18 protein-coding genes are annotated in these 20,372 nt (G+C 50.4%); 11 read left to right on the top strand and 7 right to left on the bottom strand.

Annotation, left to right across the window (positions count from 1 at the left end; translation table 11 throughout):
• Nucleotides 1-122: 122 nt before the first annotated feature.
• Nucleotides 123-1,298 (top strand): mannose-6-phosphate isomerase, encoded by a 1,176-nt coding sequence (manA, locus tag D9736_RS19455; protein WP_130258957.1) that lies wholly within the window; start codon nt 123-125, stop codon nt 1,296-1,298.
• Between the two features lie 100 nt (nt 1,299-1,398).
• Nucleotides 1,399-2,907, top strand: a complete 1,509-nt coding sequence (locus D9736_RS19450; protein ID WP_130258956.1) for a YdgA family protein — start codon at nt 1,399-1,401, stop codon at nt 2,905-2,907.
• A 44-nt stretch (nt 2,908-2,951) separates the two neighbouring features.
• On the opposite strand, the gene uidC is transcribed toward D9736_RS19450, so the two are convergent.
• The 6 genes from uidC to malI all read right to left on the bottom strand — a co-directional run bounded on the left by uidC (nt 2,952) and on the right by malI (nt 10,549).
• Nucleotides 2,952-4,217 (bottom strand): glucuronide uptake porin UidC, encoded by a 1,266-nt coding sequence (uidC, locus tag D9736_RS19445; protein ID WP_130258955.1) that lies wholly within the window; start codon nt 4,215-4,217, stop codon nt 2,952-2,954.
• A gap of 38 nt (nt 4,218-4,255) precedes the next feature.
• Nucleotides 4,256-5,629, bottom strand: coding sequence for a glucuronide transporter (gene uidB / locus D9736_RS19440; RefSeq protein WP_130258954.1), 1,374 nt, complete (start codon nt 5,627-5,629; stop codon nt 4,256-4,258).
• Nucleotides 5,626-7,437 (bottom strand): beta-glucuronidase, encoded by a 1,812-nt coding sequence (uidA, locus tag D9736_RS19435; RefSeq protein ID WP_130258953.1) that lies wholly within the window; start codon nt 7,435-7,437, stop codon nt 5,626-5,628. The genes uidB and uidA overlap by 4 nt, the downstream gene beginning before the upstream one ends.
• A gap of 384 nt (nt 7,438-7,821) precedes the next feature.
• Entirely contained in the window at nt 7,822-8,409 is a 588-nt protein-coding gene (uidR, locus tag D9736_RS19430; RefSeq protein ID WP_130209345.1) for a DNA-binding transcriptional regulator UidR, read from the bottom strand.
• Between the two features lie 232 nt (nt 8,410-8,641).
• Entirely contained in the window at nt 8,642-9,409 is a 768-nt protein-coding gene (gene hdhA, locus D9736_RS19425; protein ID WP_000483368.1) for a 7-alpha-hydroxysteroid dehydrogenase, read from the bottom strand.
• A gap of 111 nt (nt 9,410-9,520) precedes the next feature.
• On the bottom strand, nt 9,521-10,549 hold the full coding sequence (malI, locus tag D9736_RS19420) for a mal regulon transcriptional regulator MalI (RefSeq protein WP_130219033.1): 1,029 nt from the start codon (nt 10,547-10,549) through the stop codon (nt 9,521-9,523).
• A 174-nt stretch (nt 10,550-10,723) separates the two neighbouring features.
• On the opposite strand from malI, the gene malX reads away from it, so the two are divergent.
• From malX to add, 3 genes are all read left to right on the top strand, one after another.
• The gene (malX, locus tag D9736_RS19415; protein ID WP_130258952.1) at nt 10,724-12,316 is read left to right on the top strand and encodes a PTS maltose transporter subunit IICB; all 1,593 of its coding nucleotides are present in this window, start codon (nt 10,724-10,726) and stop codon (nt 12,314-12,316) included.
• Between the two features lie 9 nt (nt 12,317-12,325).
• Complete coding sequence (gene malY, locus D9736_RS19410; protein WP_130258951.1) at nt 12,326-13,498, top strand: bifunctional maltose regulon transcriptional repressor/cystathionine beta-lyase MalY; 1,173 nt, start codon at nt 12,326-12,328, stop codon at nt 13,496-13,498.
• A 103-nt stretch (nt 13,499-13,601) separates the two neighbouring features.
• Entirely contained in the window at nt 13,602-14,603 is a 1,002-nt protein-coding gene (gene add / locus D9736_RS19405; protein WP_130258950.1) for an adenosine deaminase, read from the top strand.
• Nucleotides 14,604-14,638: 35 nt separating this feature from the next.
• Here the strand turns inward: add and D9736_RS19400 are convergent, their stop codons facing one another.
• The gene (locus tag D9736_RS19400; RefSeq protein WP_130258949.1) at nt 14,639-15,679 is read right to left on the bottom strand and encodes an oxidoreductase; all 1,041 of its coding nucleotides are present in this window, start codon (nt 15,677-15,679) and stop codon (nt 14,639-14,641) included.
• 242 nt (nt 15,680-15,921) lie between these two features.
• Between D9736_RS19400 and blr the strand changes: the two genes are divergently transcribed.
• The 6 genes from blr to rsxC form a co-directional block, all read left to right on the top strand.
• Complete coding sequence (gene blr / locus D9736_RS19395; protein ID WP_001296096.1) at nt 15,922-16,047, top strand: division septum protein Blr; 126 nt, start codon at nt 15,922-15,924, stop codon at nt 16,045-16,047.
• Nucleotides 16,048-16,319: 272 nt separating this feature from the next.
• Complete coding sequence (gene ydgT, locus D9736_RS19390; RefSeq protein WP_064530017.1) at nt 16,320-16,535, top strand: transcription modulator YdgT; 216 nt, start codon at nt 16,320-16,322, stop codon at nt 16,533-16,535.
• Nucleotides 16,536-16,621: 86 nt separating this feature from the next.
• A complete protein-coding gene (locus D9736_RS19385) occupies nt 16,622-17,062 on the top strand; it encodes a DUF2569 domain-containing protein (RefSeq protein WP_130209359.1) in 441 nt (146 codons plus the stop codon).
• Nucleotides 17,063-17,138: 76 nt separating this feature from the next.
• On the top strand, nt 17,139-17,720 hold the full coding sequence (rsxA, locus tag D9736_RS19380; protein ID WP_000133193.1) for an electron transport complex subunit RsxA: 582 nt from the start codon (nt 17,139-17,141) through the stop codon (nt 17,718-17,720).
• Nucleotides 17,720-18,298 carry an electron transport complex subunit RsxB gene (rsxB, locus tag D9736_RS19375; protein ID WP_130258948.1) on the top strand — a complete coding sequence of 193 codons (579 nt, stop codon included), beginning with the start codon at nt 17,720-17,722 and terminating at the stop codon, nt 18,296-18,298. The genes rsxA and rsxB overlap by 1 nt, the downstream gene beginning before the upstream one ends.
• Nucleotides 18,291-20,372 (top strand): electron transport complex subunit RsxC (rsxC, locus tag D9736_RS19370; RefSeq protein ID WP_130258947.1); only part of this gene is annotated, 2,082 nt, incomplete at its 3' end. The genes rsxB and rsxC, both read left to right, overlap by 8 nt.

The raw sequence follows: 20,372 nt of genomic DNA, 5'->3' as shown, positions 1-20,372 counted from the left end.
ATCCTACACACTTTTTTAACAAAAACTGAGACTAGTACGACTTTTTGCGGCTCCAGGTTACTTCCCGTAGGATTCTTGCTTTAATAGCGAGATTAATTTCCACATTTAAACAGGGATTGATCATGCAAAAACTCATTAACTCAGTGCAAAACTATGCCTGGGGCAGCAAAACGGCGTTGACTGAACTTTATGGCATGGAAAATCCGTCCAGCCAGCCGATGGCCGAGTTGTGGATGGGCGCGCATCCAAAGAGCAGTTCACGTGTGCACGATGCCGCAGGAGATATCGTTTCACTGCGTGATGTGATTGAGAGTGATAAAGCGACTCTTTTGGGAGATGCCGTTGCCAAACGCTTTGGCGAGTTGCCTTTCCTGTTCAAAGTATTATGCGCAGCCCAGCCGCTCTCCATTCAGGTGCATCCAAACAAACGCAATTCTGAAATCGGTTTTGCCAAAGAAAATGCCGCAGGTATTCCGATGAATGCCGCCGAGCGTAACTATAAAGATCCTAATCACAAGCCTGAGCTGGTTTTCGCCCTGACCCCTTTCCTCGCGATGAATGCATTTCGTGAGTTTTCCGACATCGTCTCCCTGCTTCAGCCAGTCGCGGGCGCACATCCGGCCATTGCTCACTTTTTGCAGCAGCCCAATGCCGAACGTTTAAGCGAACTGTTTGCCAGCCTGTTAAATATGCAGGGTGAAGAGAAATCCCGCGCGCTGGCGATTTTGAAATCTGCGCTCGACAGTCAGCAGGGCGAACCGTGGCAAACGATTCGTTTAATTTCTGAATTTTACCCGGATGACAGCGGTCTGTTCTCCCCGCTGTTGCTGAATGTCGTGAAATTGAATCCTGGCGAAGCGATGTTCCTGTTCGCTGAAACACCGCACGCTTACCTGCAAGGCGTGGCACTAGAAGTGATGGCGAACTCCGATAACGTGCTGCGTGCGGGTCTGACGCCTAAATACATTGATATTCCAGAGCTGGTTGCCAACGTGAAGTTTGAAGCCAAACCGGCCAACCAGTTGTTGACCCAGCCGGTGAAACAGGGCTCAGAGCTGGACTTCCCGATTCCGGTGGATGATTTTGCCTTCTCGCTGCATGACCTTAGCGATCAAGAAACCACCATCAGCCAGCAGAGTGCCGCCATTTTGTTCTGCGTCGAGGGCGATGCAACGCTGTGTAAAGGTTCTCAGCAGTTACAGCTTAAACCGGGTGAATCAGCGTTTATTGCCGCCAACGAGTCACCGGTGACGGTCAAAGGCCACGGTCGTTTAGCCCGTGTTTACAACAAGCTGTAAGAGCTTACTGAAAAAATTAACATCTCTTGCTAAGCTTATTAAAGGCTTATAACACCTTCAGGCGGCCAGTCCGCCTGATTTTATTTTATGGATAATCATTATGAATAAATCGCTGGTAGCGGTAGGCGTCATTGTTGCGCTCGGCGTAGTCTGGACAGGCGGCGCATGGTACACAGGCAAGAAGATTGAAACCCATCTCGAAGACATGGTCGCGCAGGCAAACGCGCAACTCAAACTGACAGCTCCTGAATCCAACCTGGAAGTGAGTTATCAAAACTATCATCGCGGCGTATTCAGCAGCCAGTTGCAACTGGTGGTGAAACCCATTGCCGGGAAAGAAAATCCGTGGATTAAAAGCGGTCAGAGCGTCATCTTCAACGAATCGGTTGATCATGGTCCCTTCCCCCTTGCCCAGCTTAAAAAACTGAACCTGATTCCGTCGATGGCATCAATTCAAACCACGCTGGTCAATAACGAAGTAAGCAAGCCACTGTTTGATATGGCAAAAGGTGAAACGCCTTTTGAGATTAACTCCCGCATTGGTTACAGCGGTGATTCCAGTTCCGATATTTCACTCAAGCCACTGAATTACGAGCAAAAGGATGAAAAGGTCGCCTTTAGCGGCGGCGAGTTCCAGTTAAATGCTGACAGAGACGGCAAAGCCATCTCCCTGTCCGGGGAAGCACAAAGCGGTCGGGTGGATGCGGTTAATGAGTATAACCAGAAAGTACAGTTGACCTTTAATAATCTGAAAACTGACGGTTCCAGCACGCTGGCAAGTTTTGGTGAGCGCGTTGGAAACCAAAAACTGTCGCTGGAAAAAATGACCATTTCGGTGGAAGGCAAAGAACTGGCACTGCTGGAAGGCATGGAGATCAGCGGTAAATCGGATCTGGTCAATGACGGTAAAACGATCAATAGCCAACTGGATTACTCGCTAAATAGCCTGAAGGTTCAGAATCAGGATCTGGGCAACGGCAAGCTGACCTTAAAAGTCGGCCAGATTGATGGCGAGGCCTGGCATCAGTTTAGCCAGCAATATAACGCGCAAACTCAGGCGCTGCTGGCACAGCCAGAAATTGCCAACAATCCTGAACTTTATCAGGAGAAAGTGACGGAAGCCTTCTTTAGCGCCCTACCGCTGATGTTGAAAGGCGATCCGGTGATTACTATCGCACCATTGAGCTGGAAAAACAGTCAGGGTGAAAGTGCGCTGAATCTGTCGCTGTTCCTGAAAGATCCGGCAACGACTAAAGAAGCGCCGCAAACGCCGGCACAGGAAGTGGACCGCTCGGTCAAATCTCTGGATGCGAAACTTACCATTCCGGTGGATATGGCAACTGAGCTGATGACTCAGGTAGCGAAGCTGGAAGGATATCAGGAAGATCAAGCGAAAAAACTGGCGAAACAGCAAGTTGAAGGTGCGTCAGCAATGGGGCAGATGTTCCGTCTGACCACCTTGCAGGACAACACCATCACCACCAGCCTGCAGTATGCTAACGGTCAGATCACGTTAAACGGACAGAAAATGTCGTTAGAAGATTTTGTTGGCATGTTTGCGATGCCAGCTCTTAACGTTCCGGCTGTACCGGCAATTCCGCAGCAGTAATTCACGGCCAAAACGCCGGGGAATTTTCACTCCGGCGTTTTTTCTCACTTCAGCATAAAGTCATACTGGATACTCATTTTCACATCCCAGTAATTCAGGCGATCGCCCAGCGCACTGCCATCGCGCTTTTCCCGCCCTTTATCGGCAGCAAGAAAGAAATTCATCCCTTGTAGCGGCCCTTCACTAACCCGATAGTTCACGCCACCTAAGATACCCGCGCCTTCAATCCGCACGTCTCGTTTACTGGATTCATAGCCGCGGGTCACAATCGGTGCAAATGTCAGCGTAAATTGCGGGGTTAAACGATAGTTGACGCCCAATTGCCAGGACTGCATTCCTTCGCGGTTACGATCAAGACTTAATGAAAAGGGATAGCCAATGTCGGTGTCCACCACGGCTCCATTCATCGCATGACGCAAATAACCGCCACTGCCAAATACGCTTCCCCACGGCGCACTCCAGGTCAATTGTCCACTAACCAACGCCGTTTCATTGGGCTGGCTGGTATTACGACTTAGGCCTTCGAGTTGCGCATAAAAGCCGAGCAACTCCCCTTTCAACGTATAATTCGGGTCGAGTGGTATGCTTTTCTCGAGAATACTTTGTATCTGGTTGGAAACATCTTTCTGTACCGATGCTCCCAGAGAATAGCGACTGGTATCATCATGCCAACTGGCGGCTAAAAAAGAACGTGCGCGATATTTATCGTATTTTCCCGTCTGGCTGTTATAAACCCCTTCATCACGAATACCGGTTGTTGAATCGGTCCATAAAAATACTCGTGAACGCCACATTCCCCACAATTCAATATTTGGCGTTAAAGCCCAGTAACCTAATGCTCCTTCGGAAATAGTCGGCAATGTCCGTTGCGAACTACCAGCAATTAACGGAATACGATAAGGTAAGCTGCCATAACTATAATCTGTTCCGAAGCGACCTAATTTAAGCAGGCTATTTTCACTGGGTTTTATTTTTACTGCCCCCAGGGCAAAGCCAAAACTTTTATCACCATCAAGATACCAGCGGGTACTCATATCAGCACGAGCACCTAATTTATAAACATAATATGCCCCGCCTTCGACACCAATAATATTAGAATAATAGCCACTATTAAAATCAAGCAATCCTCCCTGTACCCACGCGTAAATGTCTCTTCCCGCGCCAGCACTAGGTTTGTCAGCCCTGCGTAATTCATTTTTCAGTCTGATGCGTAGTCCCGCTTCATCGTCAGCCAGTTGTGCAGCGTAAGCGGTGGTAAGGCCAGAGGCAGCCGTCAGGCAAATAACGGCCATGGCCACTATTTTTCTCATAGTTGCACCTTTGATGTTCTGATTATTTTTATGGAATATTAATTAGTGATATCGCTGATTAATTGCTGCTGCATTTGTTTGCGATTATCAATTTCAACTACGATTTCTTTGAATTTTTTATCCGTGAGCGGATAAAACCAGATTATTATAAATGCAAGTAGCATAAACCCGCAGGGTACTAAGGCAATTGATGTGCGGATCCCCATAATAACTTCCGGTGTTTGCACCTGATTGGCAATATATCCGCTTAATCCCAAAATAAAGGCGGGAATTGATCCTCCTATTGCCTGGCCGCATTTGCGCGTAAATGAGAATAGCGAATAGGTAAGTCCTTCAATCCGCACACCAGTCAGGTATTCACCATATTCTACGGTATCGGCTTCCAGCGCCCACATCACCGTCATGGTAACGCCCTGACCAATTGAGGCAATGGCTAACGCAACCAGTGCCACCGGCAGCGACCAGACGGATACCCAGAAGAACAGCAGGTAACCACAAGTCCCCAGCAGCGCGCCAATCAGGAAGGTATTCTTTTTACCGATCCTGGCGACCATCCCCGGCACCAGCGGTGCCGACGCCACTGTACCGACCAGGTTCTGTACCAGCACTAACACCGTGAACAATCCTGCATCATTCAAAACGTAGCGTACGTAAAATAACGATGAGGCACTGACCGCGAAGGTCGAGATCAGCACACACAGCGCCCCAATGCACAACATAAACAGCGGGCGATTTCGTTTCAGCGTTTGCAGACTGATCTTCAACGAAGGCTGCGCCACAATACGCACCACATTCTCGCGCGTCGATTTAAAGCAGATGAAGTAAAGCACCATTCCGGCCATCGCCAGCACAATCGTCCAGAAATGGTATACCGACACCATCTCCTCCGGGCTGGAGTTCTTAATGCTCGGTCCTATCAGAAATGCCAGGCAGACAAAGGTCAATGAAGCGGCAATCCCGCGAGCCGCGCCCAGACGGGCGCGGGATTGTGGTTGTTGGGTCATCGCGGTAGCAAGTGAACCATAAGGAATATTCACCAGGCTGTAGCAAAGCCCGAGGCCCATGTAGGTCAAATATGCATACACCACTTTGCTGCTATGGCTCCAGTCGGTCGGCACCCAGAATACCAGCACGCTGAAGATCATTAACGGCGCTGTGCCGAAGAGTAAAAATGGGCGGAATTTTCCCCAGCGGGTATTCACACTGTCCACTACTCGCCCGGCCAGGACGTCGGCAAAGGCATCGAATACCCGCACCAGTAACAGCATGGTGCCCGCCGCAGCGGCACCGACGCCTGCGACGTCGGTGTAGTAACTCAACAGGAAGAGCGCCCCCATTGCGAAGGCGAAGTTATTGGCGACGTCACCGAGGCTGTAGCCGACGATGGTGCGCCAGGAGAGTTGTTGATTCATTGTTTGCCTCCCTGCTGCGGTTTTTCACCGAAATTCATGCCAGTCCAGCGTTTTTGCAGCAGGAAAGCCGCCGATTTCGGTTTGCGGTCGCGGGTGAAGATCCCTTTCTTGTTGCCGCCAACGCGCATAATGCCCTGCGAGGTCGCAAAATCAGCGAAGTTCCATACCTGTTCACCGACGACGGCGCTGACGCGATCAAAGACGCGGTGATACATATCCAGCCATGCGCACTGATACTCTTCACTCCACATGTCGGTGTACATCGAGTGCAGACCCGCTAACGTATCCACGCCGTATTCGGTGATGATAATCGGCTGATGCAGTTTCTCCTGCCAGGCAAGCAGTTCTTTTTCCAGTACCTTCTCTGCCGTTTCCAAATCGCCGCTTTGGACATACCAACCGTAATAACGATTCAGGCACAGCACATCAAAGAGATCGCTGATGGTATCGGTGTGAGCGTCGCAGAACATTACATTGACGCAGGTGATCGGTCGCGTCGGGTCCAGTTTACGCGTTGCCTCCGCCAGTGGTGCGAAATATTCCCGTGCACCTTGCGGGCGAGTATCCGGTTCGTTGGCAATGCTCCACATCACCACGCTGGGGTGGTTTTTGTCACGCGCAATCAGTTCTTTAATCGCCTGTAAGTGCGCCTGCTGAGTTTCCCCGTTGACGGCCTCTTCGCTGTAGAGTTCTTTTGGCTTGTTACCCGCTTCAAATCCAATGCCTAAAGAGAGGTTAAAGCCGACGGCAGCAGTTTCATCAATCACCACGATGCCATTTTCATCAGCCCAGTCGAGCATCTCTTCAGCGTAAGGGTAATGCGAGGTACGGTAAGAGTTGGCACCAATCCAGTCCATCAATGCGTGATCGTGCACCATCAGCACGTTATCGAATCCTTTACCGCGTAAATCCGCATCTTCATGACGACCAAAACCAGTGAAGTAGAACGGTTTGTGGTTGATCAGGAACTGTTCGCCCTTCACTGCCACTGACCGGATGCCGACGCGCAGCGGGTAGATATCACACTCTGTCTGGCTTTTGGCTGTGACGCACAGTTCATAAAGATAGCCTTCACCCGGTTGCCAGAGGTGAGGATTCACCACTTGCAAAGTCCCGCTGTTGCCTTGTCCAGTCGCAACAACCTGTTGATCCGCATCACGCAGTTCAACGCTGACATCACCATTTGCCACCACCTGCCAGTCAATAGACGCGTGGTTACAGTCTTGCGCGACATGCGTCACCACGGTGATATCGCCCACCCAGGTGTTCGGTGTGCTGTAGAGCATTACGCTGCGATGGATCCCGGCGTAGTTAAAGAAATCATGAAAGTAAGACTGCTTTTTCTTACCGTTTTCGTCGGTAATCACCATTCCCGGCGGGATAGTCTGCCAGTTCAGTTCGTTGTTCACACAAACGGTAACACGTACACTTTTCCCGGCAATAACATACGGCGTGACATCGGCTTCAAACGGCGTATAGCCGCCCTGATGCTCCATCACTTCCTGATTATTTACCCACACTTTGCCGTAATGAGTGACCGCATCGAAACGCAGGACGATACGCTGGCCCGTCCAACCTTTTGGTATAAAGACTTCGCGCTGATACCAGACGTTGCCCACATAATTACGAATATCTGCATCGGCGAACTGATCGTTAAAACTGCCCGGCACAGCAATTGCCCGGCTTTCTTGTAACGCGCTTTCCCACCAACGCTGAGAGATTCCACAGTTTTCCCGATCCAGGCTGAATGCCCACAGGCCGTCGAGTTTTTTGATTTCACGAGTTGGGGTTTCTACAGGACGTAACATAAGGGACTCCTCATTAAGATAAAAATACTGGTCAACCTTTAATCTGATTAGTTAACCAATTCTGTGTTGAACACAGTTATCTGTGAGAAACCCATGGAAGAGAAATGGAAATAAAAAGAACTGACACCGCGATCAAAAAACCAAAAACTGCAATACCCACAGCGTGATATGGATCGCATTAATCTTTAAAACAGCGTTGACAGAAGACACAAAATAAGCAACCGAACGCTCGTTCGACTACTTATAAAGCGATAAATTCCCATGACATATGGTTTCGGCGAATGTTTTAGTGGGATTTTTCGACCAGGGGAGAACGTTTTTTGTTCAGCCGTGTTGAGACATTGAACGCGGGCACTCTCTTCACCGGCCCGCGGAAAGTGAGGATCAGGATGCGGTCAAGATACCGCCAATCATCGCGCGCAGCCCCTGGGCAAATAACGCTTCTCGCGCCAGGTCTTCCGCTTCGATATCGGCCAGCACGCCATAGGTCAGATCCAGCAGTAAACGAGAGGTCATTGCCGTGTTAATGTCAGGGCTTATCTCGCCTTTTTGCTGGGCATCCCTCATGCGCTGGGCAATACATTCCGTGATGGTCAGATGTTTATTCTTAAGCATGGTGGCAACCTGTGGATTACGCATTCCTTCTGCCATAATTTCGACCACCAGCGCTCGTTGTCCAAAGGCTTCATGGGTGAGAGAGACTATCGACTCGACCATATAGTCAACGAAATGGATCCCTTCAATCGGTTCCCGGAAGCGGGCCAACGCCCTCTCCTGGTCCTGGAGAATAATCGCCTGAATCAAGGCTTCTTTCGAAATGAAGTGGTGATAAAGCGTCCCGGGACTGATAGCGCAGGATTTACAGATGGCTTTCATTGAGGCACTGTGAAATCCATTTTCTGAAAAAATCTCTCTGGCAGCATTGAGGATCCGGGTCCGTGTCGGTTGTGCTTCAGTTTGCATGTTATCCATCGTTAAACCAATATAGTTAGCATGAATAACTAGTTTACCGCGTTGTCCGGTGAGCGCCTATCATTGCAGTTGAATTGTGCGAAGGTACACCCGTTTCGTTTACTATTTGCACGATAATTGGTCAACCAGCAGGCGGAATTTGGCTACCAGTTATCTGGCGGAGGTTTTCCCTACTCTACAAGCGGTGTCGGTAAACAACACTCACTCGGTTGTTTACCGACCTGTTAGCGTATTAATTCAGTTCCTGTACCCCACCGCCGGAGACGGTGAGTATTTGCCCGCTTATCCAGCTGGCAGCTGGTGAACAGAGGAATAGCGCCGCGTTGGCAATATCTTGCGGTTGGCCCAGACGCCTGATTGGCGTGTGCTGCAACATTTTCTGTTCAATTTCTGGTGTAATAACGGATTTCAGGGCATCAGTTAATATTGCCCCAGGCGCTATGCCATTCACCCGAATATTTTTTTCACCCAGGTCAAACGCCATATTCCTGACCAGATGGCTGGCCGCAGCTTTAGATGACGCATAGGAGGTCATGTTTTTATTTTTATTTTCTGCCGCCATAGATGTGATGGTCAAAATAACGCCTCCGCCATTTTTTTCCATTTCAGGCGCTATGAGTTGTGACAGATGAAAAAAAGAAAACACATTCAGCTCATAAGCGCGGCGGAAATCCGCCATTGGCATATCAAACGGTTTAGGACCACCACCACCAGCATTGTTAACCAGAATATCAACTTTGCCCAGCTTACTGATGGCAAAGTCTGCCAGAGCAGATAACTCCTGTTCGGAAGTAATATCACAGCGCCAGGCAAATGCCTGCCCACCCAGTTGTTGAATTTCATCTACAACATGATTAGCCGCATCGGCGTTAATATCACTGACCACCACAGATGCGCCAGCTGTCGCGAATGTAATGGCGATTTCTTTACCAATACCTGCACCCGCACCTGTAATGATGGCGCATTTTCCGTCGAGTCTCAGGTTGTCAGAATTAAACACATAAACCTCCTGTGAACTTCAGTAAAAATAAAAGGCACCGCCTGTGTGCCACATTTTTTATCATTAACCTTGAGGAAAGGACACTACCAGGTATAGCAGATAAAGAGAGGATTATTTCGCCGCAATGAGCCGGGCAGGAATAATAAGATTACGTGAATGCGTCTCTTCATGAGTGATTTTTTGCATCATGCGATCCGCAAGTGTCGTACCAAGTTCCCGCGCAGGCGTGCTGGCCCAGGTAACGGGTATATCATCAAGTGCAGTTGGCGTCGCATCGGTAAATGCCGCCAGTGAAACCTGTTGTTCAAAGTAACGATCGACGCCACTTTCGCCACTTTGTCGTCCAGCTTTCAGCAAGCCAAACCATGCACCCATTGCTATGGTTTCGTTATAACAAACCACGGCGCTGATGGTCGGGTTATGGCGCAAAAGCGCCGTAATGGCTTCCGCAGCTTGCTTCTGACTCGAGGCACACTCCAGTACCCAATCACTGTGAAACGGCAGGCTGAATTTCAATAGTGTCGCGCAATAGCCACCCACTCGTTCCGCACGGGTTAAAGAGGAACTTTGCCCGCCCAGCCAGGCAATACGCTGGTGTCCATTGCGAATGAGATGCTCCGTCAATAACTGCGCTGCCTGCATGTTATCCGGGCGAACAGTATCAACATCATCAAGATAACTGGCTCGTGAAGCGAAAATCACCGGGATACCTTTTTCTTCTGCCATGCGCCGCAGGTCATCACTGCTCCCTGCCGCACCGGCAATGACGACGCCATCGACGCCCTGGTTCAGTAGCAGTGAAAAGCGCTGGGTCAGTTGCTCACCGTCTTTACCGCCGTGGAGCAAAAAAACCATTCGCCCCTGCGCTTCCAGTGCCTCCGTCAGCCCGGCTGTTAATTCAGCGTAAAACGGCGCAGACAAGTCACGCACAATTAAGCCAACCACACCACTCTGCCCGCCGCGTAGTGCCGACGCCTGGCGATTGCGCACAAACCCCAGTTCTTCAATGGCGGCGTTAACACGTTCTCCTGTGGCGGTAGAGATTCGCCCTTTGCCACTAAGCACCAGCGAAACGGTACTGACCGACACGCCCGCAGCGAGCGCAACATCATGAATGGTGATTTTTTTGGCGGTAGCCATGCAGATGACCTACTCCCTGATTATGTGACAGATAAAACGTTTTACCTTTTATTTATCTTATACCCGCTATTATCGTTGCGTAATGTGATTTATGCCTCACTAAAATTTGATAAAACGTTTTATCTTCTCGCGCAATTTATTGAATCCAGATTGTTCTCTACGAGGAGTCGTTTTATGACGGCGAAAGCAGCACCGAAAGTCACGCTGTGGGAATTCTTCCAGCAGTTAGGCAAAACCTTTATGTTACCTGTCGCATTACTGTCGTTCTGCGGCATTATGTTGGGGATTGGCAGTTCCCTTAGTAGCCACGATGTCATCACACTGATCCCGGCATTGGGTAACCCTGTGTTGCAGGCCATCTTTACCTGGATGAGCAAGGTTGGTTCGTTCGCGTTTAGTTTCCTGCCAGTAATGTTCTGTATCGCCATCCCGCTGGGTCTGGCGCGCGAAAACAAAGGCGTCGCGGCGTTCGCTGGTTTTGTTGGTTACGCAGTGATGAACCTGGCGGTGAACTTCTGGTTGACCAATAAAGGCATTCTGCCGACCACCGATGCTGCCGTGCTGAAAGCCAATAACATCCAAAGCATTCTTGGGATCCAGTCGATCGACACCGGGATCCTCGGTGCGGTGATCGCCGGTATTATCGTCTGGATGTTACATGAACGTTTCCATAATATCCGCCTGCCAGATGCGCTGGCGTTCTTCGGCGGTACGCGCTTCGTGCCAATCATCTCCTCGCTGGTGATGGGCCTTGTCGGTCTGGTGATTCCATTGGTCTGGCCGATCTTCGCCATGGGCATTAGTGGATTAGGCCATATGATTAACAGCGCGGGTGATTTCGGACCTATGCTGTTTGGTACGGGTGAGCGTCTGCTGCTACCATTTGGTCTGCATCACATTCTGGTGGCATTAATTCGCTTTACCGACGCAGGCGGCACGCAGGAAGTCTGCGGTCAAACCGTCAGCGGCGCACTAACCATCTTCCAGGCGCAATTGAGTTGCCCGACCACTCACGGTTTCTCTGAAAGCGCCACGCGTTTCCTCTCGCAGGGCAAAATGCCTGCGTTTCTCGGCGGTCTGCCCGGTGCAGCGTTAGCGATGTATCACTGTGCGCGCCCGGAAAATCGCCATAAAATTAAAGGCCTGCTGATTTCTGGCCTGATCGCCTGTGTTGTTGGCGGCACGACCGAACCGCTGGAATTCCTGTTCCTGTTCGTAGCGCCAGTTCTGTACGTCATCCACGCGCTGTTAACCGGCCTCGGCTTCACCGTCATGTCTGTGCTCGGTGTCACCATCGGTAATACTGACGGTAATATCATCGACTTTGTGGTGTTCGGTATTCTGCATGGCCTGTCAACCAAGTGGTACATGGTGCCAGTGGTGGCGGCAATCTGGTTTGTTGTTTACTACGTCATCTTCCGTTTCGCTATCACCCGCTTCAATTTGAAAACCCCTGGCCGCGATAGCGAAATTGCCAGCTCAATCGAAAAAGCCGTTGCCGGTACGCCGGGTAAATCAGGTTACAACGTTCCGGCAATCCTCGAAGCCTTAGGCGGTGCCGACAATATTGTCAGCCTCGATAACTGCATTACTCGTCTGCGTTTGTCAGTGAAAGATATGTCCCTTGTTAATGTGCAGGCACTGAAGGACAATCGGGCAATTGGCGTAGTACAACTTAATCAACATAACCTGCAGGTTGTTATCGGGCCGCAAGTTCAGTCAGTCAAAGATGAAATGGCCGGTCTGATGCGTACTGTTCAGGCATAAGGATAAGATATGTTCGATTTTTCGAAGGTCGTGGATCGTCATGGCACATGGTGCACACAGTGGGATTATGTCGCTGACCGTTTCGGCACTGCTGATCTGTTACCGTTCACGATTTCAGACATGGATTTTGCCACCGCTCCCTGCATTATCGAGGCGCTGAACCAGCGCCTGATGCACGGCGTGTTTGGCTACAGTCGCTGGAAAAACGATGAATTTCTCGCGGCTATCGCCCACTGGTTTTCCACACAGCATTACACCGCCATTGAAACGCAGTCGGTGGTATATGGCCCTTCCGTTATCTATATGGTGTCGGAACTGATTCGTCAGTGGTCCGCTGTCGGTGAAGGTGTGGTGATCCATACCCCGGCCTACGACGCATTTTACAAAGCCATTGAAGGTAATCAGCGCACTGTGATGCCCGTTGCTTTAGAGAAGCGGGTTGATGGCTGGTTTTGCGATATGGGCAAACTGGAAGCCGTGTTGGCGAAACCGGAGTGTAAAATTATGCTCCTGTGTAGCCCTCAGAATCCTACCGGTAAAGTCTGGACTTGCGATGAACTGGAAACAATGGCTGACCTGTGCGAACGCTATGGTGTGCGCGTTATCTCCGATGAAATCCATATGGATATGGTATGGGGTGAGCAACCGCATATTCCCTGGAGCAATGTAGCTCGCGGCGACTGGGCGCTACTAACTTCTGGTTCGAAAAGTTTCAATATTCCGGCTCTGACCGGGGCTTACGGGATTATTGAAAATAACGACAGCCGTGAAGCGTATTTATCGGCCCTGAAAAGCCGTGATGGGCTTTCCTCCCCTGCGGTACTGGCGTTAACCGCCCATATCGCCGCCTATCAGCAAGGCGCGCCATGGCTTGATGCCTTACGCGTCTATCTGAAAGATAACCTGACGTATATCGCAGAGACGATGAACGCCGCGTTCCCTGAACTCAACTGGCAGATTCCCCAATCCACTTATCTCGCATGGCTTGATTTACGTCCGTTGAACATTGATGACAACGCGTTGCAAAAAGCCCTGATTGAACAAGAAAAAGTCGCAATCATGCCGGGATATACCTACGGTGAAGAAGGCCGTGGCTTTGTTCGGCTCAATGCCGGATGCCCACGTTCTAAACTGGAAAAAGGTGTCGCTGGATTAATTAACGCCATCCGAGCTGTACGCTAATTGCGATTGCGCAACGCAAATAATCGTTGCGCAATCGTAGATTTTTACCCTGCTTTGTTTTTATAATGGTGCGCACTTTTATATCCAGAAAAAGAGTGCGACCATGATTGATACCACCCTGCCATTAACTGATATCCATCGCCACCTTGATGGCAACATTCGTCCCCAGACCATCCTTGAACTTGGCCGCCAGTATAATATCTCGCTACCTGCACAATCCCTGGAAACGTTAATTCCACACGTTCAGGTCATTGCTAACGAACCCGATCTGGTGAGTTTTCTGACTAAGCTTGACTGGGGCGTTAAAGTTCTCGCCTCGCTCGACGCATGCCGTCGCGTGGCGTTTGAAAATATTGAAGATGCTGCCCGAAACGGTCTGCACTATGTCGAACTGCGTTTTTCGCCAGGTTATATGGCAATGACGCATCAGTTGCCTGTTGCGGGCGTTGTCGAAGCCGTTATTGACGGCGTACGTGAAGGTTGCCGCACCTTTGGTGTGCAGGCGAAACTTATCGGCATTATGAGCCGGACCTTTGGCGAAGCTGCCTGCCAGCAAGAGCTGGAGGCATTTTTAGCCCACCGTGATCAGATTACCGCACTGGATTTAGCCGGTGATGAACTTGGTTTTCCGGGGAGTTTGTTCCTCTCTCACTTCAACCACGCGCGTGATGCAGGCTGGCATATTACCGTCCACGCAGGCGAAGCTGCCGGGACAGAAAGTATCTGGCAAGCCATTCGTGAACTGGGAGCTGAACGCATTGGGCATGGCGTAAAAGCCATTGAAGACCGGGCGCTGATGGATTTCCTCGCCGAGCAACAAATTGGCATAGAATCCTGCCTGACCTCCAATATTCAGACCAGTACCGTGGCATCTCTGGCGGCACATCCGCTGAAAACTTTCCTTGAGCATGGTATCTGCGCCAGTATTAACACCGACGACCCGGGTGTTCAGGGCGTCGATATCATTCACGAATATACCGTTGCCGCGCCCGCTGCAGGTTTATCTCGCGAGCAAATCCGCCAGGCGCAGATTAATGGTCTGGAAATGGCTTTCCTCAGCGCAGAGGAAAAACGCGCACTGCGAGAAAAAGTCGCAGCGAAGTAACAAAAATGGATGGTGCTAATTGCACCATCCCCTTTTCAAGCAAGGCACAAAGTCGAGCGATGTTTGGCGGATTCGATACCCAGCTCAATCAACTCCATTACCTGAATGGCCTGACTTGCTGGCACCGGGTTTTCAGCGTCGCCATTCAACGCATCACGAATGGCAGCATAGTAAGCCGGATAATTCCCCGGCACGGTCAACAGCGTTTCTTCAACACGTTCCTCGCCTTCAACGCGGGTTAGTACACCGTCACGCATATCGTAGCCCCAGTCTTCCTGCGGCAGACGCTCACCATTTTTCAACCGCTCTTCCTGCGGATCGAGACCGTATTTAACATAGCTGCCACGGGAGCCATGCACGATATAACGCGCTGACTCAGCTGCCGCCAACATGGTGCCGTGTAAAATGACCCGCCGCTGTGGGTAGGACAAAATGGCGTGGAAATAATCAGTCGACTGCGCCCCCGGGCGCAACTGTGCTAAATCCACCGTCATACTGACAGGTAAGCCAAAAAGCGTAATAGCTTGATCGAGCAAATGCGGTGCCAAATCGTACCAGATACCGCTGCCAGGGCCGCCCTGTTCACGCCAGCGATCGCGCACCTGCGGCCGGAAGCGGTCAAAATGAGACTCAAAGTACGCAACTTCACCCAGCGAGCCTTCCGCGAGCAAACCTTTTAGTGTCAAAAAATCGCTATCCCAGCGACGATTATGAAACACCGACAATACGCGACCCAGACTTTTTGCCAACGCATCCAGTTCTCGAGCTTGTGACAGTGTCACGGTAAAAGGCTTGTCGACGACCACATGTTTACCCGCTTCAAGCGCCGCTTTGGCTAACGGGAAATGGGTATCATTTGGTGTGGGAATGACAATCAAGTCTATGTTGGGATCATTAAAAAGATGCTTTGGTTCAGAGACAACCGTCACTGTTGGCCAGTCGGCTTTTACTTTTGTTTCGTCACTGCTGGAAATTACTGCCAGTTCTAGTCCGGGCGTGCCCGCTATCAGGGGCGCATGGAAGGTTTTGCTCGCATAACCATACCCAATCAACCCAACACGGATGTTGTCGCTCATGTCATTGCCTCTCAGAGAAGTACGATCGCTATTTGACACTATCCTTTACCCTCTCTCAACAGTTTAATAACCTGCCCGCAATAAGGGATGTTATTTAACTTAAGTCAAAGAAATGGCGAATTTTCTAATGATAAAAGCTAAATATCGCAAAAACCTCAGCAAAAATCTTGCTGGGGCAATTATTGCTAAGTAACATTTACCCCCTGAAGTTAATGGATCACTCAACATAGATGTGGGCAGTAATGAATCGTCTTATTGAATTAACAGGTTGGATCGTTCTTGTCGTTTCTGTCATTCTCCTTGGCGTAGCGAGTCACATTGACAACTACCAGCCGCCAGAACAGAGTACAACAGTACAACATAAGTAATACCTGCACTTGCAGACCAGCATGCAGCCCGTCCGGATGCATGTTTTAACTTGTCGGGTATTAAACCAGGAATTTATTATCTTGTGGTGTGTTGTCGGCGATTGGCAGGGATAGTAAAGCGCGTTACTCTTTTCATGACAGTATTTTATCCCTGAATATTTACCATCAGCACATTCTTATTATTGTTATTACATAAGCGTTCACTTTTGGTGAAGTTTTATCATTACATATAATACCTACCACTTTGGTATTAATTATTTTATGGGCCTTTTATGACTGTTCAGGACTACTTATTAAAATTTCGCAAAATCAGTTCACTCGAAAGCCTGGAAAAACTCTACGATCATCTTAATTACACACTGACGGACGATCAGGACCTTATCAACATGTATCGCGCCGCCGATCACCGTCGCGCAGAGCTGGTGTCTGGCGGGCGTTTGTTTGACCTGGGCCAGGTGCCGAAGTCCGTCTGGCATTATGTCCAATAAAGAAAGTAGCGATTGATAATAAAAACCTTATAATAACGCCCCTAAAATTAGATTTGCCTGTTTGCTGTCGCTATTCTGGAGAACCTATGACCACCACAACGCCACAACGTATTGGAGGCTGGTTGCTTGGCCCTTTGGCCTGGCTGTTAGTCGCTCTATTGAGTACGACGCTGACGCTGTTACTGTATACCGCAGCGTTATCTTCTCCTCAAACATATAAAACGATCGGCGAACAAGCACTGACAACGCAAATCTTATGGGGCGTTTCTTTTATTACCGCCATCGCCATGTGGTATTACACTTTGTGGTTGACCATCGCTTTCTTTAAACGTCGGCGTTGTGTTCCTAAACACTATATTATCTGGCTACTGATCTCCGTATTACTGGCTGTTAAAACCTTCGCTTTTTCGCCAGTAGCAGATGGCGTAGCCGTGCGCCAGTTGTTGTTCACTTTGCTGGCAACCGCATTGATAGTCCCCTATTTCAAACGCTCGTTGCGGGTCAAAGCGACGTTTGTGAATCCGTAATAACCTTACAGTTAACCTGTTGTCGCCTGCTCTGGATTAACGGATAATAGGCGGCTTTTTTATTTCAGGCCGAAAAATGACTGACTACCTGTTACTGTTTGTCGGAACTGTACTGGTCAATAACTTTGTACTGGTTAAGTTTCTGGGCCTCTGTCCGTTTATGGGCGTTTCCAAAAAGCTGGAAACTGCAATGGGGATGGGGCTGGCAACAACATTTGTGATGACGCTGGCGTCAATTTGCGCCTGGCTTATCGACACGTGGATCTTGATTCCACTCAATCTGATTTACCTGCGCACGCTAGCGTTTATTTTAGTGATCGCTGTTGTCGTGCAGTTCACCGAGATGGTAGTGCGTAAAACCAGCCCGGTGCTTTATCGTCTGCTGGGGATTTTTCTGCCGCTTATTACCACCAACTGTGCGGTGCTTGGTGTCGCGTTGCTGAATATTAATCTCGGGCATAATTTCTTGCAGTCGGCACTGTACGGTTTTTCAGCAGCTGTCGGCTTCTCGTTGGTGATGGTGCTTTTCGCAGCCATCCGCGAGCGCCTGGCTGTGGCTGATGTCCCGGCACCTTTTCGTGGTAATGCCATTGCGCTGATTACCGCAGGTCTTATGTCTCTGGCCTTTATGGGCTTTAGTGGTTTGGTGAAGTTGTAATGAATGCTATCTGGATTGCCGTTGCCGCCATAAGCCTGCTGGGCCTGGCGTTTGGCGCCATTCTGGGTTATGCCTCCCGCCGTTTTGCGGTGGAAGACGATCCGGTCGTTGAGAAAATTGACGAAATTTTACCGCAGAGCCAGTGTGGTCAATGCGGTTATCCTGGCTGTCGCCCGTATGCGGAGGCTATCAGTTGCAACGGTGAAAAAATCAATCGCTGCGCCCCTGGTGGCGAAGCAGTAATGCTGAAAATTGCCGAGTTGCTCAACGTCGAACCACAGCCGCTGGATGGCGAAGTGCAAGAGTTGACGCCTGCGCGTATGGTAGCGGTTATCGATGAAAATAACTGTATTGGCTGCACTAAGTGTATTCAGGCGTGTCCGGTGGACGCCATTGTCGGCGCTACCCGAGCAATGCATACCGTCATGAGCGATCTGTGCACAGGTTGTAATCTGTGTGTAGACCCATGCCCAACGCATTGCATCTCCTTACAACCGGTTGCAGAAACGCCAGACAGCTGGAAATGGGATCTGAACACCATTCCCGTGCACATCATTCCCGTGGAACACCATGCTTAAGTTATTCTCTGCTTTCAAAAAAAATAAAATCTGGGACTTCGATGGCGGCATTCATCCACCGGAGATGAAAACTCAGTCCAACGGTACTCCCCTGCGCCAGGTTCCGCTGGCGCAGCGATTTGTTATTCCACTGAAACAGCATATTGGTGCTGAAGGCGAGCTGTGCGTTAACGTTGGTGATAAGGTACTGCGCGGACAGCCACTCACCCGTGGACGCGGCAAAATGCTACCGGTTCACGCGCCCACCTCGGGTACCGTTACGGTTATTGCGCCCCACTCTACGGCTCATCCTTCAGCTTTAGCTGAATTAAGCGTGATTATTGACGCCGATGGCGAAGATTGCTGGATCCCACGTGACGGTTGGACCGATTACCGCTCACGCACTCGGGAAGAATTAATCGAACGCATTCATCAATTTGGCGTCGCCGGACTGGGTGGTGCTGGCTTCCCTACTGGCGTTAAATTGCAGGGCGGCGGCGATAAAATCGAAACGTTGATCATTAATGCCGCAGAATGCGAGCCGTATATTACCGCCGATGACCGCTTGATGCAGGATTGCGCCGCCCAGGTCGTGGAAGGTATTCGCATTCTTGCGCATATTCTACAGCCACGCGAAATTCTGATCGGAATTGAAGATAACAAACCGCAGGCAATTTCCATGCTGCGTGCGGTGTTGGCGGATTCTCACGATATTTCTCTGCGAGTTATTCCGACCAAATATCCCTCTGGCGGCGCCAAACAGTTAACCTACATCCTGACCGGAAAGCAGGTTCCACACGGCGGTCGTTCATCAGATATCGGCGTGTTAATGCAAAACGTCGGCACGGCTTACGCAGTGAAACGAGCCGTTATTGATGGCGAGCCGATTACCGAGCGTGTCGTAACGCTAACTGGCGAAGCAATTGCACGCCCCGGCAACGTCTGGGCACGACTGGGTACGCCGGTCCGTCATTTATTGAACGATGCAGGATTCTGCCCTTCTGCCGATCAAATGGTGATTATGGGCGGCCCGCTAATGGGCTTTACCTTGCCGTGGCTGGATGTCCCGGTCGTAAAAATAACCAACTGTTTACTGGCACCGTCTGCCAATGAACTTGGCGAACCACAGGAAGAACAAAGCTGCATCCGTTGTAGCGCCTGTGCTGATGCCTGCCCTGCAGATCTCCTGCCGCAACAGTTGTACTGGTTCAGCAAAGGTCAGCAGCACGATAAAGCCACCACACATAACATTGCCGATTGTATTGAATGCGGGGCCTGTGCGTGGGTTTGCCCAAGTAATATCCCTCTTGTGCAATATTTCCGTCAGGAAAAAGCCGAGATTGCCGCCATTCGTCAGGAAGAAAAACGCGCAGCCGAAGCAAAAGCACGCTTTGAAGCTCGTCAGGCACGTCTGGAACGTGAAAAAGCCGCGCGTCTTGAACGACACAAGAACGCGGCGGTTCAACCTGCGGCCAAAGACAAAGATGCGATTGCTGCCGCACTGGCACGCGTAAAAGAAAAACAGGTCCAGGCCACACAACCTATTGTGATAAAAGCGGGCGAACGCCCGGATAACAGCGCGATTATTGCGGCACGGGAAGCGCGTAAAGCGCAAGCCAGAGCGAAACAGGCTGAATTGCAACAGACTAACGAAGCCGCAACGATTGCCGATCCGCGTAAAGCGGCAGTGGAAGCCGCAATTGCTCGCGCCAAAGCGCGCAAGCTGGAGCAACAACCTGCTAACGAAGAGCCGCAGGAACAGGTGGACCCGCGTAAAGCTGCCGTCGAAGCGGCTATCGCCCGTGCTAAAGCGCGCAAGCAGGAGCAACAGCCTGCTAACGAAGAGCCGCAGGAACAGGTTGATCCGCGTAAAGCTGCCGTCGAAGCGGCTATCGCCCGTGCTAAAGCGCGCAAGCAGGAACAACAGCCTGCTAACGAAGAACCGCAGGAACAGGTTGACCCGCGTAAAGCTGCAGTCGAAGCCGCTATCGCCCGTGCTAAAGCACGCAAGCAGGAGCAACAGCCTGCTAACGAAGAGCCGCAGGAACAGGTTGATCCGCGTAAAGCTGCCGTCGAAGCCGCTATCGCCCGTGCT

Origin of the sequence: Escherichia sp. E10V10, from assembly GCF_004211985.1 — a bacterium.
In the GTDB taxonomy this organism is placed as follows: Bacteria; Pseudomonadota; Gammaproteobacteria; order Enterobacterales; family Enterobacteriaceae; genus Escherichia.
Note: the sequence above shows the minus strand (reverse complement) of the source record. Positions and strands in the feature narration are given on the sequence as shown.

What these genes read in the sequence shown, in the direction of transcription:
- uidA (WP_130258953.1), bottom strand. Translation starts at nt 7,437, where the DNA reads ATGTTACGTCCTGTAGAAACCCCAACTCGTGAAATCAAAAAACTCGAC.
- rsxB (WP_130258948.1), top strand. Translation starts at nt 17,720, where the DNA reads ATGAATGCTATCTGGATTGCCGTTGCCGCCATAAGCCTGCTGGGCCTG.
- uidB (WP_130258954.1), bottom strand. Translation starts at nt 5,629, where the DNA reads ATGAATCAACAACTCTCCTGGCGCACCATCGTCGGCTACAGCCTCGGT.
- add (WP_130258950.1), top strand. Translation starts at nt 13,602, where the DNA reads ATGATTGATACCACCCTGCCATTAACTGATATCCATCGCCACCTTGAT.
- malI (WP_130219033.1), bottom strand. Translation starts at nt 10,549, where the DNA reads ATGGCTACCGCCAAAAAAATCACCATTCATGATGTTGCGCTCGCTGCG.
- rsxA (WP_000133193.1), top strand. Translation starts at nt 17,139, where the DNA reads ATGACTGACTACCTGTTACTGTTTGTCGGAACTGTACTGGTCAATAAC.
- uidC (WP_130258955.1), bottom strand. Translation starts at nt 4,217, where the DNA reads ATGAGAAAAATAGTGGCCATGGCCGTTATTTGCCTGACGGCTGCCTCT.
- malY (WP_130258951.1), top strand. Translation starts at nt 12,326, where the DNA reads ATGTTCGATTTTTCGAAGGTCGTGGATCGTCATGGCACATGGTGCACA.
- D9736_RS19450 (WP_130258956.1), top strand. Translation starts at nt 1,399, where the DNA reads ATGAATAAATCGCTGGTAGCGGTAGGCGTCATTGTTGCGCTCGGCGTA.
- uidR (WP_130209345.1), bottom strand. Translation starts at nt 8,409, where the DNA reads ATGGATAACATGCAAACTGAAGCACAACCGACACGGACCCGGATCCTC.
- blr (WP_001296096.1), top strand. Translation starts at nt 15,922, where the DNA reads ATGAATCGTCTTATTGAATTAACAGGTTGGATCGTTCTTGTCGTTTCT.
- malX (WP_130258952.1), top strand. Translation starts at nt 10,724, where the DNA reads ATGACGGCGAAAGCAGCACCGAAAGTCACGCTGTGGGAATTCTTCCAG.
- manA (WP_130258957.1), top strand. Translation starts at nt 123, where the DNA reads ATGCAAAAACTCATTAACTCAGTGCAAAACTATGCCTGGGGCAGCAAA.
- D9736_RS19385 (WP_130209359.1), top strand. Translation starts at nt 16,622, where the DNA reads ATGACCACCACAACGCCACAACGTATTGGAGGCTGGTTGCTTGGCCCT.
- D9736_RS19400 (WP_130258949.1), bottom strand. Translation starts at nt 15,679, where the DNA reads ATGAGCGACAACATCCGTGTTGGGTTGATTGGGTATGGTTATGCGAGC.
- ydgT (WP_064530017.1), top strand. Translation starts at nt 16,320, where the DNA reads ATGACTGTTCAGGACTACTTATTAAAATTTCGCAAAATCAGTTCACTC.